This window comes from Cellulophaga sp. L1A9 (assembly GCF_009797025.1).
Lineage (GTDB): Bacteria > Bacteroidota > Bacteroidia > Flavobacteriales > Flavobacteriaceae > Cellulophaga.
Window position 1 is genome coordinate 3,580,414 of sequence record NZ_CP047027.1, and the last position, 16,495, is coordinate 3,596,908.

The following is a 16,495-nucleotide window of genomic DNA, read 5'->3' on the forward strand; positions in this document are numbered from 1 at the left end:
TTCAAAGATGTTTTATGTATTTAGAAGAGAATACTTTAGGGTGATAAGTAATTTGATTTGTTTTGTATGTATTTTTTGTTTTTGATACTTTTTAATAACCATCTGCCATGAAGTATTTCTATTTTCTCGTATTTTCTCTTTTTTTGAGTACAAATTTAATTGCTCAAAATTTACATAATGATAGTAATGCTGTATCTCCGCTCAATGAGAGTAATGGAACAGCTGGTTGGGGTGGTTTAGCACAATTATTTTCAGAATCTTCAGATGTTCAGAACGGCAGTTTTTCTATACGCGCTGTTTCTACGGCAACGGATGGTAGAACCTTAGATTATAATTTTAATGCAGTTGTAGGACAACAATATGTAATTCGTATTTGGGCGAAAATAGGCGCTCAAAGTAGTGCTTCCGTTTCTCCGGCATTTGCTGTTTGGTCTGGAGTATCAGGTTTTAATGTAACTCCTATAACGGGTACCACATGGTCTGAGTATGTGTTTAATGTTACAGCAACTACTACAAGCCCTAGAATTCGTATTTATACCAGTAACTATCCCTTTAGATTAGTTGCAGGGAATACCATATATATAGACAATGTGTCTATAACAGCATTGGATAATGTAGCTCCAACAAGTCCTACTAATCTTACAGCTAACGCTACAACGGCAACAAGCACAAACCTTTCGTGGACTGCAGCAACGGATAATATAGGTGTTGTAGATTATGAAATTTTCCAAGAAGGAGTTTCTATAGGATTATCCGGCGGCAGTACAACTTTTGCAGTAAACGGACTTACCGCTGAAACCACGTATAACTTTACGGTTTCCGCATTAGATGCCGCAGCGAATACTTCTGGACAAAGCAATGGTATTTCAGTAAGTACTTTGGCACTTACAGATACAGAAGTACCTACAGTGCCTTCTGGATTGGTTGCAGATAATATCACCACAACAGGTGTAAATTTAAACTGGACTGCAGCAACGGACAACATAGGTGTTGTAGATTATGAAATTTTCCAAGATGGAGTGTCTATAGGTTTGTCTGGAGGGAATACAACTTTTGCAGTAAACGGACTTACCACTGAAACCACGTATAACTTTACCATTTCTGCATTAGATGCCGCAGCGAATACTTCTGGACAAAGCAATGGTATTTCAGTAAGTACTTTGGCACTTACAGATACAGAAGTACCTACAGTGCCTTCTGGATTGGTTGCAGATAATATCACCACAACAGGTGTAAATTTGAACTGGACTGCAGCCACAGATAATGTGGGCGTAGTTGATTATGAAATTTTCCAAGAAGGAGTTTCTATAGGATTGTCTGGAGGGAATACAACATTTGTAGTAAATGGACTAACGCCTGAAACCACGTATAATTTCACGGTAGCCGCTTTAGATGCAGCAGCGAATACTTCTGGACAAAGCAATGGTATTTCCGTAAACACTTTAGCAATTGCTGATGCAGAAGCACCAACGGTACCCACCAATTTGGTTACAGATAATATCACTACCACAAGTGTAAATTTAAATTGGACTGTAGCCACGGATAATGTGGGCGTAGTCGATTATGAAATTTTTCAAGATGGAGTGTCTATAGGTTTATCTGGAGCAAGTACAACCTTTGCGGTGAACGGACTTACTCCTGAAACTACATACAATTTTACAGTAGCGGCTTTGGATGCGGCAGCGAATACCTCCGTAGTTAGTGAAAGTATAGCGGTACTTACCTTAGCGGTATCAGATACAGAGGCCCCTGCGGCTCCTACAGGGTTAATAGCCAGTAATACTACAGAAACAAGTACAGAACTTTCTTGGGATGCTGCTACGGATAATGTAGGCGTTACAGATTATGAGATTTTTCAAGATGGTGTTACTATTGGTTTAACAGGAGGGACTACTAATTTTACAATAAGCGGACTTACTTCTGAAACTACCTATGTATTTACAGTTTTGGCTCTTGATGTATCTAATAATGCGTCGTTGCAAAGTTCAGAACTAACGGTTGTAACGTTAGCAGGTGTTCAAGCAGAAATAAATTATACGTCCTTAAATGCTAATTTAGATACCGTTGATTGGACTGTTAGGGATTTATATGCCAATCAGAATGTAGGGATTGGTACTACAGATACGCAAGGTTATCGGTTGGCAGTTGCAGGTAATGTGGTGGCAGAAGAAGTTAAAGTAGCGTTGCAGGTAAATTGGCCAGATTATGTTTTCGATAAAGAATACAAGCTTCCTACTCTAGAACAAGTTGAAAGCCATATTAATGAAAATGGATATCTAATGCATATGCCAAGTGCTGCGGAAGTTACAGAAAACGGAATCCAATTAGGTGCAATGAATGCTAAGCTATTAAGAAAAATAGAAGAGTTAACATTGTATACTATAACTCAAGAGAAGAAAATTAAATTGTTAGAACAACAAGTGGAGGCTATTCAACAAGCGCTGACTAACAAATAATAGTAGTATATTATAAAATAATATAGCCTTTGAAATATGAAAAAAATATCGTTTTTAGTTGTCTTATTTCTAGTTGTAATTCATTCGAGTACCGCACAGAGTATTCGGAAAAATTATGTAGAGATGACCGATTATGAAAAAACAGAATTGATTGATTCTTTTTATGAGATACGATCGGAGAATAATTTTTTTGATGACATTGCTACCTTCCACATGAATTTTTTCAATTTTGACAATACAACAGATACGTCAAGATTAGATTTACATTTTAATTTACCTGATGAAACTGAAAAGGAAATTTTTCTAGCATGGCATAGAAGGGCTGTATTTGAATTAGAACGGTATGTTCAAGATTACAATCCAATATTAAGCATTCCTTTTTGGGAATCCCCTACAGATCAATCTGAAACCTCTGCCTTGTGGGATGAAGAATTTATCGGAAGTTTTAATGGTAATTGGAACTTGAATAGAAATTTAGGAATAGGTGGTCCTATGCCAACTCCAGCAAATCTTGCAACAGTGTATGGGTTGTCAGATTTTTTTGAGTTTAGCAATGAACTAGAAAGAAGACCTGTACATAGAGGTTCTCATGTTTGGACGGGCGGTGCGATGCCTACCCCATTATCACCAAGAGATCCTGTATTTTTTCTGCACCATACCTATGTAGATTATGTGTGGCATAATTGGGAAGAATTACATCATAATTCAGCATTCATTAGAACAGATATGATTCGTTTTGACGGTACCTATAGTTTTAATGGTGAAACATTACCGGTTGTTAATCCAAATGATATTATAGATACAAGGGCTTTAGGTGTTTTTTATGCTACCAACGGTTTAGCTACTTTAGATAATTATATCGTAAGCAATACGTACAGACCTTTGGAGTCTTTTTATTATCAGTTTACAGTGGAAGCAGGAGATAATTTTATCGTACCTACCGGGACTAATTGTGTTATAGAATCTGTGAATGAAATTGTATTAAAACCTGGTTTTGAAGCGCATAGTGGAGCAGATTTTACAGCTTCTATTGATGTTCAGAATGCAAATACGGGTAAAAAGAGTGCTGTTGCCAGGTCCTATAAACCATATGATGTTGTACCTAATTTACAGGTCATTGTATGGGAAGAGGATGATAAAGATGACAGCCCTATTATTATTCAACCTTATCCTAATCCATTTACGGAAACCATTAATATCAATCTAAATAAAAAGATAGATTGTAAGGTAGAAGTCTTTAATATGATGGGAATGTTAATCCGTGAAGAATCTTTTCAAAATACTGATAAAGTAATTATTAAAGATTTATATGGGCTTTCTTCTGGCTTTTATGTGATAAGAATCGTCGATGGTTCGGGGAATATCGTACTGGCGAAGAGAGTGGTGAAATTATAATTAATGATGATCCATTTCCATGGATTTAGGGTCTCTGTATTTGCAACATGGAGGTAACTTATCGTATACCTCACTTTCAGCACTCAAGCTGTCCACATCATGGCCTGCTTTTACAATCGCTTTTTTTACATCATCTATTGTACAAATATTTTCATTGAAAATCATTTCAAAGTTTTTGGTGCTCGCATTCCAGCTTGCAAATTTTACACCTTTTGTTTTAATGGCCGCTTTTTCTATTCTAGCTTTGCACATACTACAATTCCCGTGAACTTTAAAGCTTACATTTTTATTTTTGTCCTGTGCATGTAGCCCAAGAATAAAAAAGAAAGTAAATACAGAGTAAATTAATTTTGATTTCATAATGTGCTATTTTATTTTATAACGTAAACCTATATAGTAGATGCCATCTAGTGTAGGTGCATAGGTAATGGTACTATCAAAATACGGACCAAAAGGATCGTTAGCTGCGATGATAGGTTGTTTTTGTACAGTATTTCCTATGTTTTCTCCTCCAATATACACTTCAAATTTGGGATTAAATACTCTTGTTATTTGGGTATTTAAGATGGTGTAAGGAGCTGCGTATGAGGCCAATTGATATGGACTAGGATTAGTGCTTGTGTCTGGTAAGCGTTGCTTGCCTAACCAATTAGATGTAAAATCTAAAATCCATTGTCTACCTTCATACTTTTTTTGCGTTTCATAGTTTAAATTAAAGAAAACTCTATTTCTAGGTTGCAATAGTTTTTCTAACAGCCCTTTGTTGTAGGTTACTTTTACATCGTAATTTTTATAGGTAGCTCTTACAGCTAAATTTTTAATAATTTCATAATTAAAATCAAGTTGAACGCTATTTGAAATGCTTTTGCCATCAAGATTGTAAAAAGATATCTCTTGTGGTGTTTCCCAATCTACCACCACTTGATCTTTAAAACTCACATGGTAATAATCTAAAGAAATATCAAAAAGCCGATTGAACAAGTATCCTTTTTGAGTGAAATTCACACCCGTATTCCAAGCTATTTCCGGATTTAAAGTGTAAATTTTTCCGGATGAATTTATAATGTTTATGGCTCTATTTGATGCAAATAATTGCTGGTTTTCTGCATAGATATTTGCAGCTCTTTTGCCTCTTCCAACATTAAATCGTAGGCTAGCTTTATCCCATAATGAGTAGCGTACATGCAGTCTTGGCGTGATAAAATTACCCAACCTATTGGAATGGTCTGCACGTATGCCCGCAACAAAGCTTAATTTTTCTAAACTATCATAGGTGTATTCAAAAAAGGAACCAATAGCATTATCAATTCTAGTTGATAATTCTGAATTTACTTCTTCATCATACTTATCATAATTAAAACTAATTCCAGTTTTAAATTTGTGTTGGGTACTGCTTATGATGCTATTAAATAAGAGGTTGCTGTAAAAAGATTTATGATCTATGTTGTAAATATTATTTCCATAATAGGAGTTTTGCCTATGGTCACTATAGGCCGTTTGATAGCCAAAACTTTGATACTGTAGATCAGGAAAAACATATCCTATTTTAGCAGAGGCATCAAATCTATGCGTATTTATTTCACTCCCCCAAATGTCATTTGAAAATTTATCCGTACTTGGTTCGTAACGGGTTTCTCCGGTTTGTTTATGATCCGTTAAGTATTGTAAATTAAGATAGCTCACCCACCCTTTATCTAAATCTATATATTGCCATCTATTCATAAGATTAAGCTGTTTAGAAAGTGGCGTATCTAAGAAATTATCATTGTTGTTGTCTATTTTTCCGGAACGCAAATTAGCATGTAGATAAAGCCCTGTAGCTAATTTTTCATTGAGTACTGTATTATATCTCGTATTTAGTTCAAAACGTTCATTGCTATTTGCGTAACTATTAAAGAAAAATGAATTGTCTGTAAGGGGCTTTACCAATTCGGTATTTATTTGACCGGATATGCTTTCAAAACCATTTAAAACAGCTCCAGCTCCTTTAGTTATTTGAATGCTTTCTATCCAAGATCCTGGAATAAAGGACAAGCCATAAATTTGTGATGCTCCCCGAATAAAAGGCATGTTTTCTTGGGTGAATAATAAATAGGGGCTGTTCATGCCCAACATTTGAATTTGTTTCGCACCACTAATACCATCTGAAATGCTCACGTCTACAGAAGGATTAGTTTCAAAACTTTCAGAAAGGTTGCAACACGCTGCTTTTAGCATCTCTCTACTATCTACGTTTACCGTATTCTGTGGGTTAAATAATGACTTTTGGATAGAATTAATCTTTCGTTTAACCACCACTTCTTCTAGTGCAATATTTGGTTGTAAATAGATTTTACCCAAGTTTGGTCTGTTTACGGTAAGGGTGTCAGACACATACCCAACATAACTAAAGACTAATTTTGTGTATTTTGCATCATAGGCTAATGAAAATTCTCCAGAACTATTAGATAAGGTTCCTATAGTGGTATTTGCCCATGAAATGTGTACGTTTTCTAAACTAATTTGTGCTCCTTTTTCCGTGCGTTCCAATACCGTTCCGGTTATTTTTAGCTGACTACATATGGGCTGGTAGCTAAGAATTACTATAAAGAGAAAGATAACTTTCATGTAAGAGGAAAATTAGATATCGTACAGTTTCTAAATAGTGTATTACGGTATTTTGTAAGGAAGTATTACACGATCAGGATAGTAAATTTAGATTATTTTTAGGGATTAGATAACATTCACGACTTTAAATTTTTATAGGGAGCGCTTCATAGAGTTTTTGGGTATTTCATCCTTTTGTTGTAAAATAAAATACATTTTGAACTACTTTTAAAAATAATTAGATGAAGATGAAATACATTGTATTTTCTTTCGGTGTGTTATTGCTTTTGAGTTCTTGTTTTTTTTCAAAACCATCCACTGAGATTAAAAAAATTAAGTATCGCATTATAAATAATACATCACTTAATTTTACAAATGTTTCTATTTTTTCTAACCAGATTGGTACTATTAAGGCTTATGATACCATAGGTTATGCTGTTACCAATTATGATTCATTAAAACACGATCCTTTATTTTACGGGATTTACGATGAAGTGAATTATGCCAGGTATTTGCTATTGCCAAAGACGAATAATGAAAGAGTGACCTATAGTATTGATAGCATAGCAAATAAAATTATATATATTAGTACTAAGTAGCATAGTTCCCCCGTTAAATTTTATAGAATACTTGATCTAAATTATGTTAGGAAACTTACGTAGAAAGTTATTTTGGTCCCTAGACTTCATTAAAGGAGCTAAGGTTGCAGCGCATTATAAAGAAATAAAAACGTTACATGAAAATACTTCCTGTGAAGCGTTATTAAACATTAATGCTGGTAAAATTGCTGATTTATTACAGCATGCCACAACTACAGTCCCTTTTTATAAATCATATTCAGAGGAAACACTTTCCTTAGCATCCTTTCCTGTAGTTAATAAGTTAGCACTTAGAAATGGGGGCACCCAATTTAAAAGTGATAAGTTTCTTACTACTAAGTTGCATACGGTGGCTACTAGTGGTTCTACAGGGCAACCTTTTATAGTTGAGCAGGACCATAACAAACGTATTAGGAATACTGCTGATACTATTTATTTTGGAGAAAAAGGAGGGTATAAGATAGGAGAGCGTCTTTTTTACTTTAGATTATGGGACAAGCAATACAAAAAGAATAAATGGTTGGCGTGGTCTCAGAATATTGCCATGTATTCTGTTGATGAAATGGACGATTCTAGAAATAAGAAGGCCGTAGAAGAATTGATGCATACAAATTTTTCAATTGGTTTTTTAGGATATTCTTCTGCCTTTCAAAATTTGTGTAATTATTTAGAGAAAACAAATAGTAAACCCATTTTAAATAAATGTAGTTCTATAATCTGTATTGCAGAACCTTTAAATGAGTATGTAAGAAATAAGTTATTTCATTATTTTGGGGTTCAGGCAGTTTCTAGATATTCTAATAGTGAGAATGGCATTTTAGGGCAGCAAGAATTAAACGTATCCCAAAGGCATTATAAAATAAATTGGGCCAGCTATCATGTAGAACTCTTAGCTTTTGATTCTAATACCCCAGTTCCTTTGGGTAAATTAGGGCGTATTGTGGTTACAGACCTATATAATTATGCGATGCCAATGCTTCGTTACGATACCGGAGATGTTGGGGTCATGGAGTGTGTGGATGGTGCTATTGTTTTTTCTAAAATTGATGGACGAAAAATGGATATGTTTATGACAACAAAGGGCGAATTATTATCTTCCCATATCGTTCATAAAATATTGCAATATAAAAATATTGATCAGTTTCAATTTATCCAAGAATCTAAAACGTCATATACTATAAAAATAAAATTATTATATCAAGATTCTTTTGAAGATGAGCGTAAGGTTATTGAAGAATATGAGACTTATTTTGGAGAGGATGCTAAAGTGAGTATAGAATATGTTGATGCTATTCCAGCCTTAAATTCTGGAAAAAAGAAATTAGTGGTCAATATGATGTTAAATTAGAGCTATTCACCCGTAAATAATTAGGAATGAAAAAAGTCATTGTATTTGGAGCTTCAGGTCATGCTAAAGTAATTATCGATATTCTGGAAAAACAAAACCAATATGATATTTTTGGTCTTATAGATTCCTATAAACCAAAAGATGCTCTTCTGTTTGACTATAAAATATTAGGGAGTGAAGATGATCTTTTAGCGCTTGTCAAAGAACATACTATTTACGGTATTATAGTGGCGATAGGGGACAATTGTACCCGAAAAATTATAACGCATAAAATACAAGAAGTTTGCCCTGATCTTCATTTTATTAACGCGATACACCCAAATGCTATTTTAGGAAAAAATGTAGTTTTAGGTGCAGGAACTGTTGTGATGCCAGGCGCAATCATTAATAGTGATTCTAAAATTGGGAACTCATGTATTGTGAATACGAATGCCAGTGTAGGTCATGATTCTATTTTAAATGATTTCTCAAGTATTTCCCCAGGAGTTAAAATGGGTGGAAATCTTAGGTTGGGGTTTTGCAGTGCAATCTCTATAGGAGCTACGGTTATAGAGAATATTACGATAGGGGACAATACGATTATCGGGGCAGGAGCAGTGGTCACTAAAAACTTCCCGAACTGTATTGTTGCCTATGGGAGTCCTGCTAAGATTATTAGGGAACGCACTGAAAATGAACGGTATCTGTTTTCAAATTCTGAACGAAAAGGGAAGAGGTCTGTGTTAAAACAGGTGAAATAGCTAAATCAACTATTCAAAAATAACATTTCAAAATCTTTTACATACATTCTTTTAAGCTTTCCGATATAAGGGAAAAAAATCCTCGACAATATCTTTTTTATTTAATGTGTACGTGTATTTTTTAGCGAGCGTAGTTAATTTTTCATAAACCTTTTCATTGATAATTTTTCTTCCTGTATAATAAATAACATCCTCATTTTTTGGAAAGAAACTCTTTTTGTATTTGTATAAGCTATCTTCATTAGCTCTTCCTCCTCCCAAGATATAATTAGAATATCCATGCTCACGTCCCCATTTGATCGCTTCCATTTTTAAAAAATCATTAGGTCTATAGTCAAAGTAATCTTCTAAGGTACCGCCAAGAAAGGAATACATCGTATTCTTGTTTAGTAAAAGCAATTCAGAAGAAATGGGAGTATCCTCTTTAAATATCATAACAATTGCAGTATTGATAGGGTTGAATACTATTAAATTTTTAAAATATGCTAAACTAAAATAATAGGTGCTATCTGCATTATTTCGCTGCATCGTACTAATGTAAATTTCATGGAAAGTTTCAATAGTGCTTTCCTCAATGTGACCATGATATACTTTAGAAGTTAATCCACTGGAAACAGCTTTGCGGTAATTGTTTCTAACTTTGGAAGTAAATTTCTCCCATTGCATAGTTTCATCAGAAAGTATATTTCCTTTTACATTATTGAGCGTAGGAATTAAATTTCCAGAATAATTTTTATAGTTCCCTTCTAAATTAAAACGAATAAACTCCGAAATTACTTTGTTATTTATATACCAATCATCTACCAAATGCCAAAAGGTATCCTTGTCACTAGGACTCATTTCTTTATTGAATAGAGGACCACTATAACCATAAAATGAACTTGCATCATAATAGGTGGTGTTTTTTTCTTGCAAAATAATTTTACGAAGAGAAAAAGGCATCATGGCAATTACGGTATTTTTTTTCTTTAAAATAAAGTATTTTAAATGTTCTGTTTCAGAATTTTTAATATTAAATAGTTCTGTTTTATAAAATACATCACTTCCTTCAAAGTTTGTTAGATGTGTGTTATAGGTGGCAACATCATCTTCACTTTTTAAATTATAACAGTGTAAACTATAACCAAGTAATTTGAGGTTTTTATTCTTAGGCTTCTCCAGAATTAACTCTTCGTCATTTATGGGCGCTCTTACTTTTATGGTTTTAGCAGGTACTCCGGCTACTACATGATTATCCTCAACATCTCTAATGACAACAGCACCTGAGCCAATAATAGTATTTTCTCCTACTATTTTTACACCGGTCATTACTGTAGCGCTGATACCTAAAAAGGCTTTTCTTTTTATTAATATTCCTGCTCCAACATTAACTCCTGTAGATATAAATGTTCCTCGCTTAATTAACGTATGATGTGCTACATGACTGCCCATACTAATGATTACATAGTCTTCTATTTTTGTATGTGGCATGATCATCACTCCTGGTAGCAAATAAACGCCATTTCCAATTTGTACATCCTTATTTATTAAAGCGGTTTCATGAATAAAGTTAGGTGTTTCAAAGCCTTCTCTATTCAATATGCCTAGATATTTTGTTCTGATTATGTTATCTCCAATAGGACAAAATACTTGATGGATTTTTTGAGCCAAGTTATTTTTTACTAAATCTTGAAAGTTACCTAATACAGGAACTCCATGGATTAATTTACCAAGACTTTCATTATTATCATCTATAAAACCAATGATATTAAATCCTTGCTCTGTCAAATAGGTTAAAAATACTTCACCATAAGTACCTCCGCCCAATATTACGGCATTTTTCACGCTTTTTTATTGTTTTGTTTATTGTGTAGTATTGTAATTCTAAACGGTATAAACGCTGTTATTTACTACCCGTAAAGGTAGTCATATTTACATTCTCACTGGCATTTACACCTTCTCTAATCACAACTTTTTTAAGGGTTAAAAATAAAATTTTAACATCTAAAAAGAATGAAATATGATCAACATACCAAACATCCAATTCAAATTTTTTCTCCCAAGAAATGGCATTTCTACCATTTACTTGCGCCCAACCTGTAATGCCTGGTTTTAGCTCATGTCTTCTAGCTTGCTCGTTATTATATAAGGGTAAATATTGCACTAAAAGTGGTCTAGGACCTATTAAACTCATATCGCCCTTTAAAACATTTAGGAGTTGTGGTATTTCATCTAAAGAGTATTTTCGGATAAAATTTCCAAATTTAGTGACCCTTAAATGGAAAGGTAAAAAATCTCCGTTTTCGTCCTTTTTATCGTTCATAGACTTGAATTTTATAACCTTAAATATTTTCCCATTCTTTCCTGGTCTAGGATGAAAGAAAAAAGGTTTACCATTGTTTGTCACTAAAAGAACAATTGCAACCCCTAAAAAGAAGGGAGATAATAAAATAAAAGCTGTTAAGGCAACTATTAAATCTAAAATTCGTTTAAAAAAATGTGTATACATGATGGTGTTTCTGCTATTTATGAATTCCAAGAATTTATTTGCGCTGCGATGTAATCCATAGCCTCCTCAGTGTACCTAAAATCTATATGCAGGTTTAAGGCATATTTATAGTGATGGTCTAAGGAATTGTCTGGCCACAGTTCTGAAGGATAAATCTTATTATGTATCAAATGTTGTTTTAAAGTATCGAACGAATCTCGATGTTTAAAAACAAGTTCCAGTCCAAAAGAAGTGTGTTTTTCTTTTTTAAGAATTTCAAATTCAGAATTTGGTGCTATTTTTTTAATGATGTATTTGAAATTATTATTTTTCACAGCATTGTAATCTTTGCTGATATATTTTAAGAGATAGGCTTTATGTTCTTTTTCAACGGGTATAACCGTATATTGATGGTGTAAAAAAGATTCAGTTTCTCCTATACTTTTAAGATATTCGTTCACACTACCTATTGCCTTTGCTTTAAAATTTTGCTTCAGCGTCATGGCTTTATCTATTTGATTCCAAACCCTAGAAAAATCTTCGGTGATTGAATGTTCATCCACAGATAATTTTTCTTGACCATTAGGTTGCCAAAGAATACCACCTAGAGGAACAGGTAGTGTTTTTCGCAAGGAAGCAAAACAGTAATCAGCTTTACTTTCTTTGCAAGCAGCACTTTGCCAGCCATGGGAATGATCTTCAATAAAGGTAGCTCTGTTGGTTTGTGTGGGTATCTTATACTCATAAATTCCCCAAAAGTTATTTAGTATAACCACGTCTTCATCTGTTGCAAATTCCTCAAAATTAAGTGTCGAATTCTCGAAAAAAGGATCAATATCATAGGTGTCAATGCCGTCGAAATTAGTTTTTAACCAACTGGTTACATGTTGACAGTAATACTTAGGGAGCCATATTTTTCGAATATTTCTACGCTTTTGTAGTAGAGTAAGCACATGTTTAATGGCATGTCTTCCGGTATAAAACAACGCATAGTTTTGAATGGAACGCAAGGCATCAAATTCTTCTAAAGAAGCTGCATTTGTTTTAGGAAAAAATGATCCTAAGCCAATAGTATTAATTTCTTTCGTTAACATAAGTTAATTCCGTATTGTTGTACACTTCAATGTGAAGTACTCTTCATGATTGTTTAGCTAAGAAGTAACTGTAATAATGGTCTGGTAGGCTTTGTCTGGCAGTAAATTTTCTTGCATATAGGCATAGCCATTTTCTCCCATTTGAGCTCTTAAATTTTTATCATGATAGAGTAGGAGCAGTTTCTCTTTTAAATCTTTGGTAGCACCTGCTTCTGCCCAGTAGCCTGCTTTCACTTCTTCCAATATGGTGCCAAAATCTGTATTTAAATCTACCGAGGCCAAGACCGGTTTTTTATTCCCAAAATAAGATAAGACTTTTGAAGGAAAATTAGGGATGGTAAAATCTTCACTTAACGAGATTAAGCCTACATCAGAGAGTCGTAACAAATCATTGTAGTCTGTTTTATGTATTTTATCCTCTAAGATTACATTTGCTAAATTTTCATTTTGAACAAGATTTGTTAGTCTTTGCTTTTCTGTTCCTGTTCCAATAATAAAGAACACGATTTCAGGAAGTTCTTGACATACTTTTGCCAATTCAATAATGTTTTCCATTTTCTGAGGCCTTCCTATATTTCCTCCAAAAATGACAATAAATTTATCTCTAAGTTTGTATTTATCTAAAAGTGCTTCACAACTTTTACCTTCTTTATAATTGGGGAGATTTTCCCAATTGGGCAAAAGGTGTAATTTTGATGGCGCTACATCAGGATTATGCTTCTTAATGTAATTTACATTGGCAGGAGACATGCATCCAATATAATCGGCTAGTTTATATAATGCTATTTCTTTCTTTCTAAAAAAAGAATGAATAGCCCCATTACCATTCATCATTTTTAGATCAACCGCATTTTGAGGGAAAATATCTCTTAAAATAAGGTATAATTTTGCGCCAGATTTATTCTTTATCCAATGAGCAGTGGGGGTTAGTGTAATTGGAGGCGTAGGCATTAATATTAAATCAAAATCTAAGGCAATATGATGTTGTTTTAATGCTTTTTTATATTGCCAAGACAATAGTAAGTTGGCGAGACCTTTTTTCAAGGTGCCTACATTGAACAGCGGCAACGTAGCAACACGTAATACGTTTACACCACCTTCTAGCCTCAACCCAGTATCTTTATCGTTTTCAGCGGGAGCTAAGACCAATACATCATGTCCGTTATTGTGAAACTCATGAATTAGGTCTGTATACAAATTGGTATACTTGGCGACATCCGGAAAGCCTAAAGCAAGAAAAATTATTTTTTTCATCTTAATACTATTACATGAACTTATAGGATTACTACTATAAGTTGGTCTTGATCACTTTTTAATTTACGATCTATTAGGTTCTTTTAGCCTTTTACTTGGACCAAACTACGCGATTTACATAATCTACATAAGACAAGATGATGCGAACAACTTTTTCACTCACATTAGGCATAGCATAATCCCCTACAGGTCTAAAGTTACGTTCAGGATTTGTCTTTTGTACTTTTAGAGCCAGAAGACCTTGTAAAATACGTTCTGGATTTAAACCCACCATCATTACAGATGCTTCTTCCATAGCCTCTGGTCTTTCATGAGCATCACGAATATTAAGGGCCCTAAAGTTTAAAATAGAAGATTCTTCTGAAATAGTACCACTATCTGATAAAACAGCGTAAGAATGCAATTGTAATGCATTGTAATCAGAGAAGCCTAAGGGTTTTAAAAATTGCACATTTTTATGGACATCTAACTTTTTAGCATCTAACATATTCCGTGTTCTAGGATGGGTAGATACAATGATAGGATAATCGTATTTTTCAGCAATTAAATTTAAGGAAGTAATTAAGCCTTCAAAATTTTTAGGATTGCTTATGTTTTCTTCTCGGTGTGAGCTCACTACAAAATATTCCCCTTTTTTTAAATTTAATTGTTCCAATACATTAGAAGCTTCAATTTTTGGCTTGTACTTCATCAACACCTCAAACATTGGACTGCCGGTTTTGATGATTCGGTCTGCAGGCAAACCTTCTTTCAATAGATATTCTCTGGCAATATCACTATACGTTAGATTAACATCAGATACATGATCAACAATTTTTCTATTAGTTTCTTCGGGTACGCGTTGATCAAAGCAACGGTTACCCGCCTCCATATGAAATATTGGAATTTTTCGTTTTTTAGCAGGAATAGCACATAAACAAGAATTGGTGTCCCCTAATACTAAAAAGGCATCTGGATTTATTTGTTCTAGAATAGGATCTATTTTTATAATAATATTCCCTATAGTTTCGGTAGCGTTTGTACCTGCTGCATTCAGAAAATGATCTGGCTTTTTAATCCCTAAATCTTCGAAAAATATTTCATTTAGTTCATAATCATAATTTTGTCCAGTATGCACTAAAGTATGTTCTATAGCTTCATTATTTTCTAAAGCCGTTAATACACAAGCTAAACGGATTATTTCTGGTCTTGTACCAACAACAGTAACTACTTTTAATTTTTTCATCTTTTTGATGTATAATTTTAGATTTTTTAAGTCTTATATTTTTTAAACGTTTTCGAAGTACGTATCAGCATCTTCTGGATTGTAAGGTTCATTAATCCAAAAAAGGGTAATCAGTTCTTCGTCTCCAATATTCTTTATGTTGTGTGTGTACCAAATAGGCATATCTACATAAGCAGGTGCTGTACCATCCAAATAATAGTCAATAACGTCGTTTGTGCCTATTTTTCGCAATTGTATTAAGGCTTTACCACTAATCACGGCAAAACGTTCTGCTTTTCTCGTATGAAAATGATTTCCTCGAGTAATGCCTGGTACGGTCGTTGAAAAAGAAAATTGTCCACTTGTTTGTGTCCTTGCGATTTCTACAAAACTACCTCTAGGGTCTGTATGTTTTGTAAATTTAACAGGATAATGTTCTTGTGGAACATAACATCTAAACGTGTTAAATAATGCTTTTTCAAAAGGTAATTCCAACGTTGGGAAAATACCATTCTCCATATAATCTTTTTTATAGCTTTTTAGCAAGGCTAATATTTCAGATACTTTTTTATAATGGTTTGGCTGGATGACCAATTCGGCACTATGGTCAGAAAGAGGAGTTACCACTTCGGAACCTTTAATCACATTGATAAACAATGCAACGAGTTCATTGATGTAAATAAGTCCTACTTCAGAATCATTCATCACGTTAGGCTCTTCTCCATGCGTAATTTTATGGCAGAAAGTAGCCACCACCGAATTGTAGTTTGGTTTTCCAAAAGGACCAAAGACATTGGGAATGGTTAGCGAAGTAAATTTAGCTTTAGTACGATCTGCCCAAGCTGTGAATTTTTCTTTTCCTTCCTTCTTAGATTTACCATAAAGATTATCATTTATCTCTTGAGATGACGAAGAAAAAATGATATGTGGTGTTGCTTTTTTTGTTTCGCATGCCGCAATTAGTTGATCTACTAGAGCAATATTTGTCTCGTAAATTACATTGGCGTCTTCGTGACGGTTCATTGCGGCTAAATGAACAATGGTATCACAGGTGCTTACAAAATTTTCTAATGCTTTTGAATTCTCGAAAAAAGAACGTTCAAAAGGGATTAATTCTATGGTATCATCTAAAGATAGGGTAGTGTAGAGGTGATTCCCTACAAAACCTGCTTGACCGGTGATGCCTACTTTTCTCATGGTTTTGTGTTTTATATTTTGGCTTTGCTTAAGCTTAGCCGGTATTTTCTATATTTTTTTAACTTCGACTACACTCAGTCCTTGTTTTTTAATTTTGATACCTGCTACCTTTTGCTACACTCAACCATCGGTTAATTGCCACTTCGAGTGAATGC

At 33.9% G+C, this 16,495-nt stretch carries 13 protein-coding genes; 5 read left to right on the top strand and 8 right to left on the bottom strand.

What is annotated here, in order from left to right; all coding sequences use genetic code 11:
- Positions 1-107 precede the first annotated feature (107 nt).
- Positions 108-2,456 (top strand): fibronectin type III domain-containing protein, encoded by a 2,349-nt coding sequence (locus GQR94_RS15845; protein ID WP_158976788.1) that lies wholly within the window; start codon positions 108-110, stop codon positions 2,454-2,456.
- A gap of 36 nt (positions 2,457-2,492) precedes the next feature.
- Positions 2,493-3,851, top strand: coding sequence for a tyrosinase family protein (locus GQR94_RS15850; RefSeq protein ID WP_158976790.1), 1,359 nt, complete (start codon positions 2,493-2,495; stop codon positions 3,849-3,851).
- Here GQR94_RS15850 and GQR94_RS15855 read toward each other — a convergent pair whose 3' ends face one another.
- Positions 3,852-4,211, bottom strand: a complete 360-nt coding sequence (locus tag GQR94_RS15855; RefSeq protein ID WP_158976792.1) for a heavy-metal-associated domain-containing protein — start codon at positions 4,209-4,211, stop codon at positions 3,852-3,854. It abuts the gene before it with no gap.
- A gap of 6 nt (positions 4,212-4,217) precedes the next feature.
- Complete coding sequence (locus tag GQR94_RS15860; RefSeq protein WP_158976794.1) at positions 4,218-6,458, bottom strand: carboxypeptidase-like regulatory domain-containing protein; 2,241 nt, start codon at positions 6,456-6,458, stop codon at positions 4,218-4,220.
- A 227-nt stretch (positions 6,459-6,685) separates the two neighbouring features.
- Here GQR94_RS15860 and GQR94_RS15865 point away from each other — a divergent pair, with 227 nt between their 5' ends.
- The 3 genes from GQR94_RS15865 to GQR94_RS15875 are packed head-to-tail and all read left to right on the top strand — an operon-like array spanning position 6,686 to position 9,124.
- On the top strand, positions 6,686-7,036 hold the full coding sequence (locus GQR94_RS15865; RefSeq protein ID WP_158976796.1) for a hypothetical protein: 351 nt from the start codon (positions 6,686-6,688) through the stop codon (positions 7,034-7,036).
- 43 nt (positions 7,037-7,079) lie between these two features.
- Positions 7,080-8,384 (top strand): CoF synthetase, encoded by a 1,305-nt coding sequence (locus GQR94_RS15870; protein WP_158976798.1) that lies wholly within the window; start codon positions 7,080-7,082, stop codon positions 8,382-8,384.
- A gap of 26 nt (positions 8,385-8,410) precedes the next feature.
- Entirely contained in the window at positions 8,411-9,124 is a 714-nt protein-coding gene (locus tag GQR94_RS15875; protein ID WP_158976800.1) for an acetyltransferase, read from the top strand.
- A 51-nt stretch (positions 9,125-9,175) separates the two neighbouring features.
- Here the strand turns inward: GQR94_RS15875 and GQR94_RS15880 are convergent, their stop codons facing one another.
- From GQR94_RS15880 to GQR94_RS15905, 6 genes are all read right to left on the bottom strand, one after another.
- The gene (locus tag GQR94_RS15880) at positions 9,176-10,948 is read right to left on the bottom strand and encodes a NeuD/PglB/VioB family sugar acetyltransferase (protein ID WP_158976802.1); all 1,773 of its coding nucleotides are present in this window, start codon (positions 10,946-10,948) and stop codon (positions 9,176-9,178) included.
- 58 nt (positions 10,949-11,006) lie between these two features.
- Entirely contained in the window at positions 11,007-11,612 is a 606-nt protein-coding gene (locus GQR94_RS15885) for a sugar transferase (RefSeq protein ID WP_158976804.1), read from the bottom strand.
- Between the two features lie 17 nt (positions 11,613-11,629).
- Positions 11,630-12,685, bottom strand: coding sequence for a hypothetical protein (locus tag GQR94_RS15890; protein ID WP_158976806.1), 1,056 nt, complete (start codon positions 12,683-12,685; stop codon positions 11,630-11,632).
- 57 nt (positions 12,686-12,742) lie between these two features.
- Positions 12,743-13,939, bottom strand: coding sequence for a glycosyltransferase family 4 protein (locus GQR94_RS15895; RefSeq protein ID WP_158976808.1), 1,197 nt, complete (start codon positions 13,937-13,939; stop codon positions 12,743-12,745).
- 91 nt (positions 13,940-14,030) lie between these two features.
- Positions 14,031-15,164 carry a non-hydrolyzing UDP-N-acetylglucosamine 2-epimerase gene (gene wecB, locus GQR94_RS15900; RefSeq protein ID WP_158976810.1) on the bottom strand — a complete coding sequence of 378 codons (1,134 nt, stop codon included), beginning with the start codon at positions 15,162-15,164 and terminating at the stop codon, positions 14,031-14,033.
- A 42-nt stretch (positions 15,165-15,206) separates the two neighbouring features.
- Positions 15,207-16,340, bottom strand: coding sequence for an NAD-dependent epimerase/dehydratase family protein (locus GQR94_RS15905; RefSeq protein WP_158976812.1), 1,134 nt, complete (start codon positions 16,338-16,340; stop codon positions 15,207-15,209).
- Between the last annotated feature and the right edge of the window lie 155 nt (positions 16,341-16,495).

What these genes read in the sequence shown, in the direction of transcription:
- GQR94_RS15845 (WP_158976788.1), top strand. Translation starts at nt 108, where the DNA reads ATGAAGTATTTCTATTTTCTCGTATTTTCTCTTTTTTTGAGTACAAAT.
- GQR94_RS15850 (WP_158976790.1), top strand. Translation starts at nt 2,493, where the DNA reads ATGAAAAAAATATCGTTTTTAGTTGTCTTATTTCTAGTTGTAATTCAT.
- GQR94_RS15855 (WP_158976792.1), bottom strand. Translation starts at nt 4,211, where the DNA reads ATGAAATCAAAATTAATTTACTCTGTATTTACTTTCTTTTTTATTCTT.
- GQR94_RS15860 (WP_158976794.1), bottom strand. Translation starts at nt 6,458, where the DNA reads ATGAAAGTTATCTTTCTCTTTATAGTAATTCTTAGCTACCAGCCCATA.
- GQR94_RS15865 (WP_158976796.1), top strand. Translation starts at nt 6,686, where the DNA reads ATGAAATACATTGTATTTTCTTTCGGTGTGTTATTGCTTTTGAGTTCT.
- GQR94_RS15870 (WP_158976798.1), top strand. Translation starts at nt 7,080, where the DNA reads ATGTTAGGAAACTTACGTAGAAAGTTATTTTGGTCCCTAGACTTCATT.
- GQR94_RS15875 (WP_158976800.1), top strand. Translation starts at nt 8,411, where the DNA reads ATGAAAAAAGTCATTGTATTTGGAGCTTCAGGTCATGCTAAAGTAATT.
- GQR94_RS15885 (WP_158976804.1), bottom strand. Translation starts at nt 11,612, where the DNA reads ATGTATACACATTTTTTTAAACGAATTTTAGATTTAATAGTTGCCTTA.
- GQR94_RS15890 (WP_158976806.1), bottom strand. Translation starts at nt 12,685, where the DNA reads ATGTTAACGAAAGAAATTAATACTATTGGCTTAGGATCATTTTTTCCT.
- GQR94_RS15895 (WP_158976808.1), bottom strand. Translation starts at nt 13,939, where the DNA reads ATGAAAAAAATAATTTTTCTTGCTTTAGGCTTTCCGGATGTCGCCAAG.
- wecB (WP_158976810.1), bottom strand. Translation starts at nt 15,164, where the DNA reads ATGAAAAAATTAAAAGTAGTTACTGTTGTTGGTACAAGACCAGAAATA.
- GQR94_RS15905 (WP_158976812.1), bottom strand. Translation starts at nt 16,340, where the DNA reads ATGAGAAAAGTAGGCATCACCGGTCAAGCAGGTTTTGTAGGGAATCAC.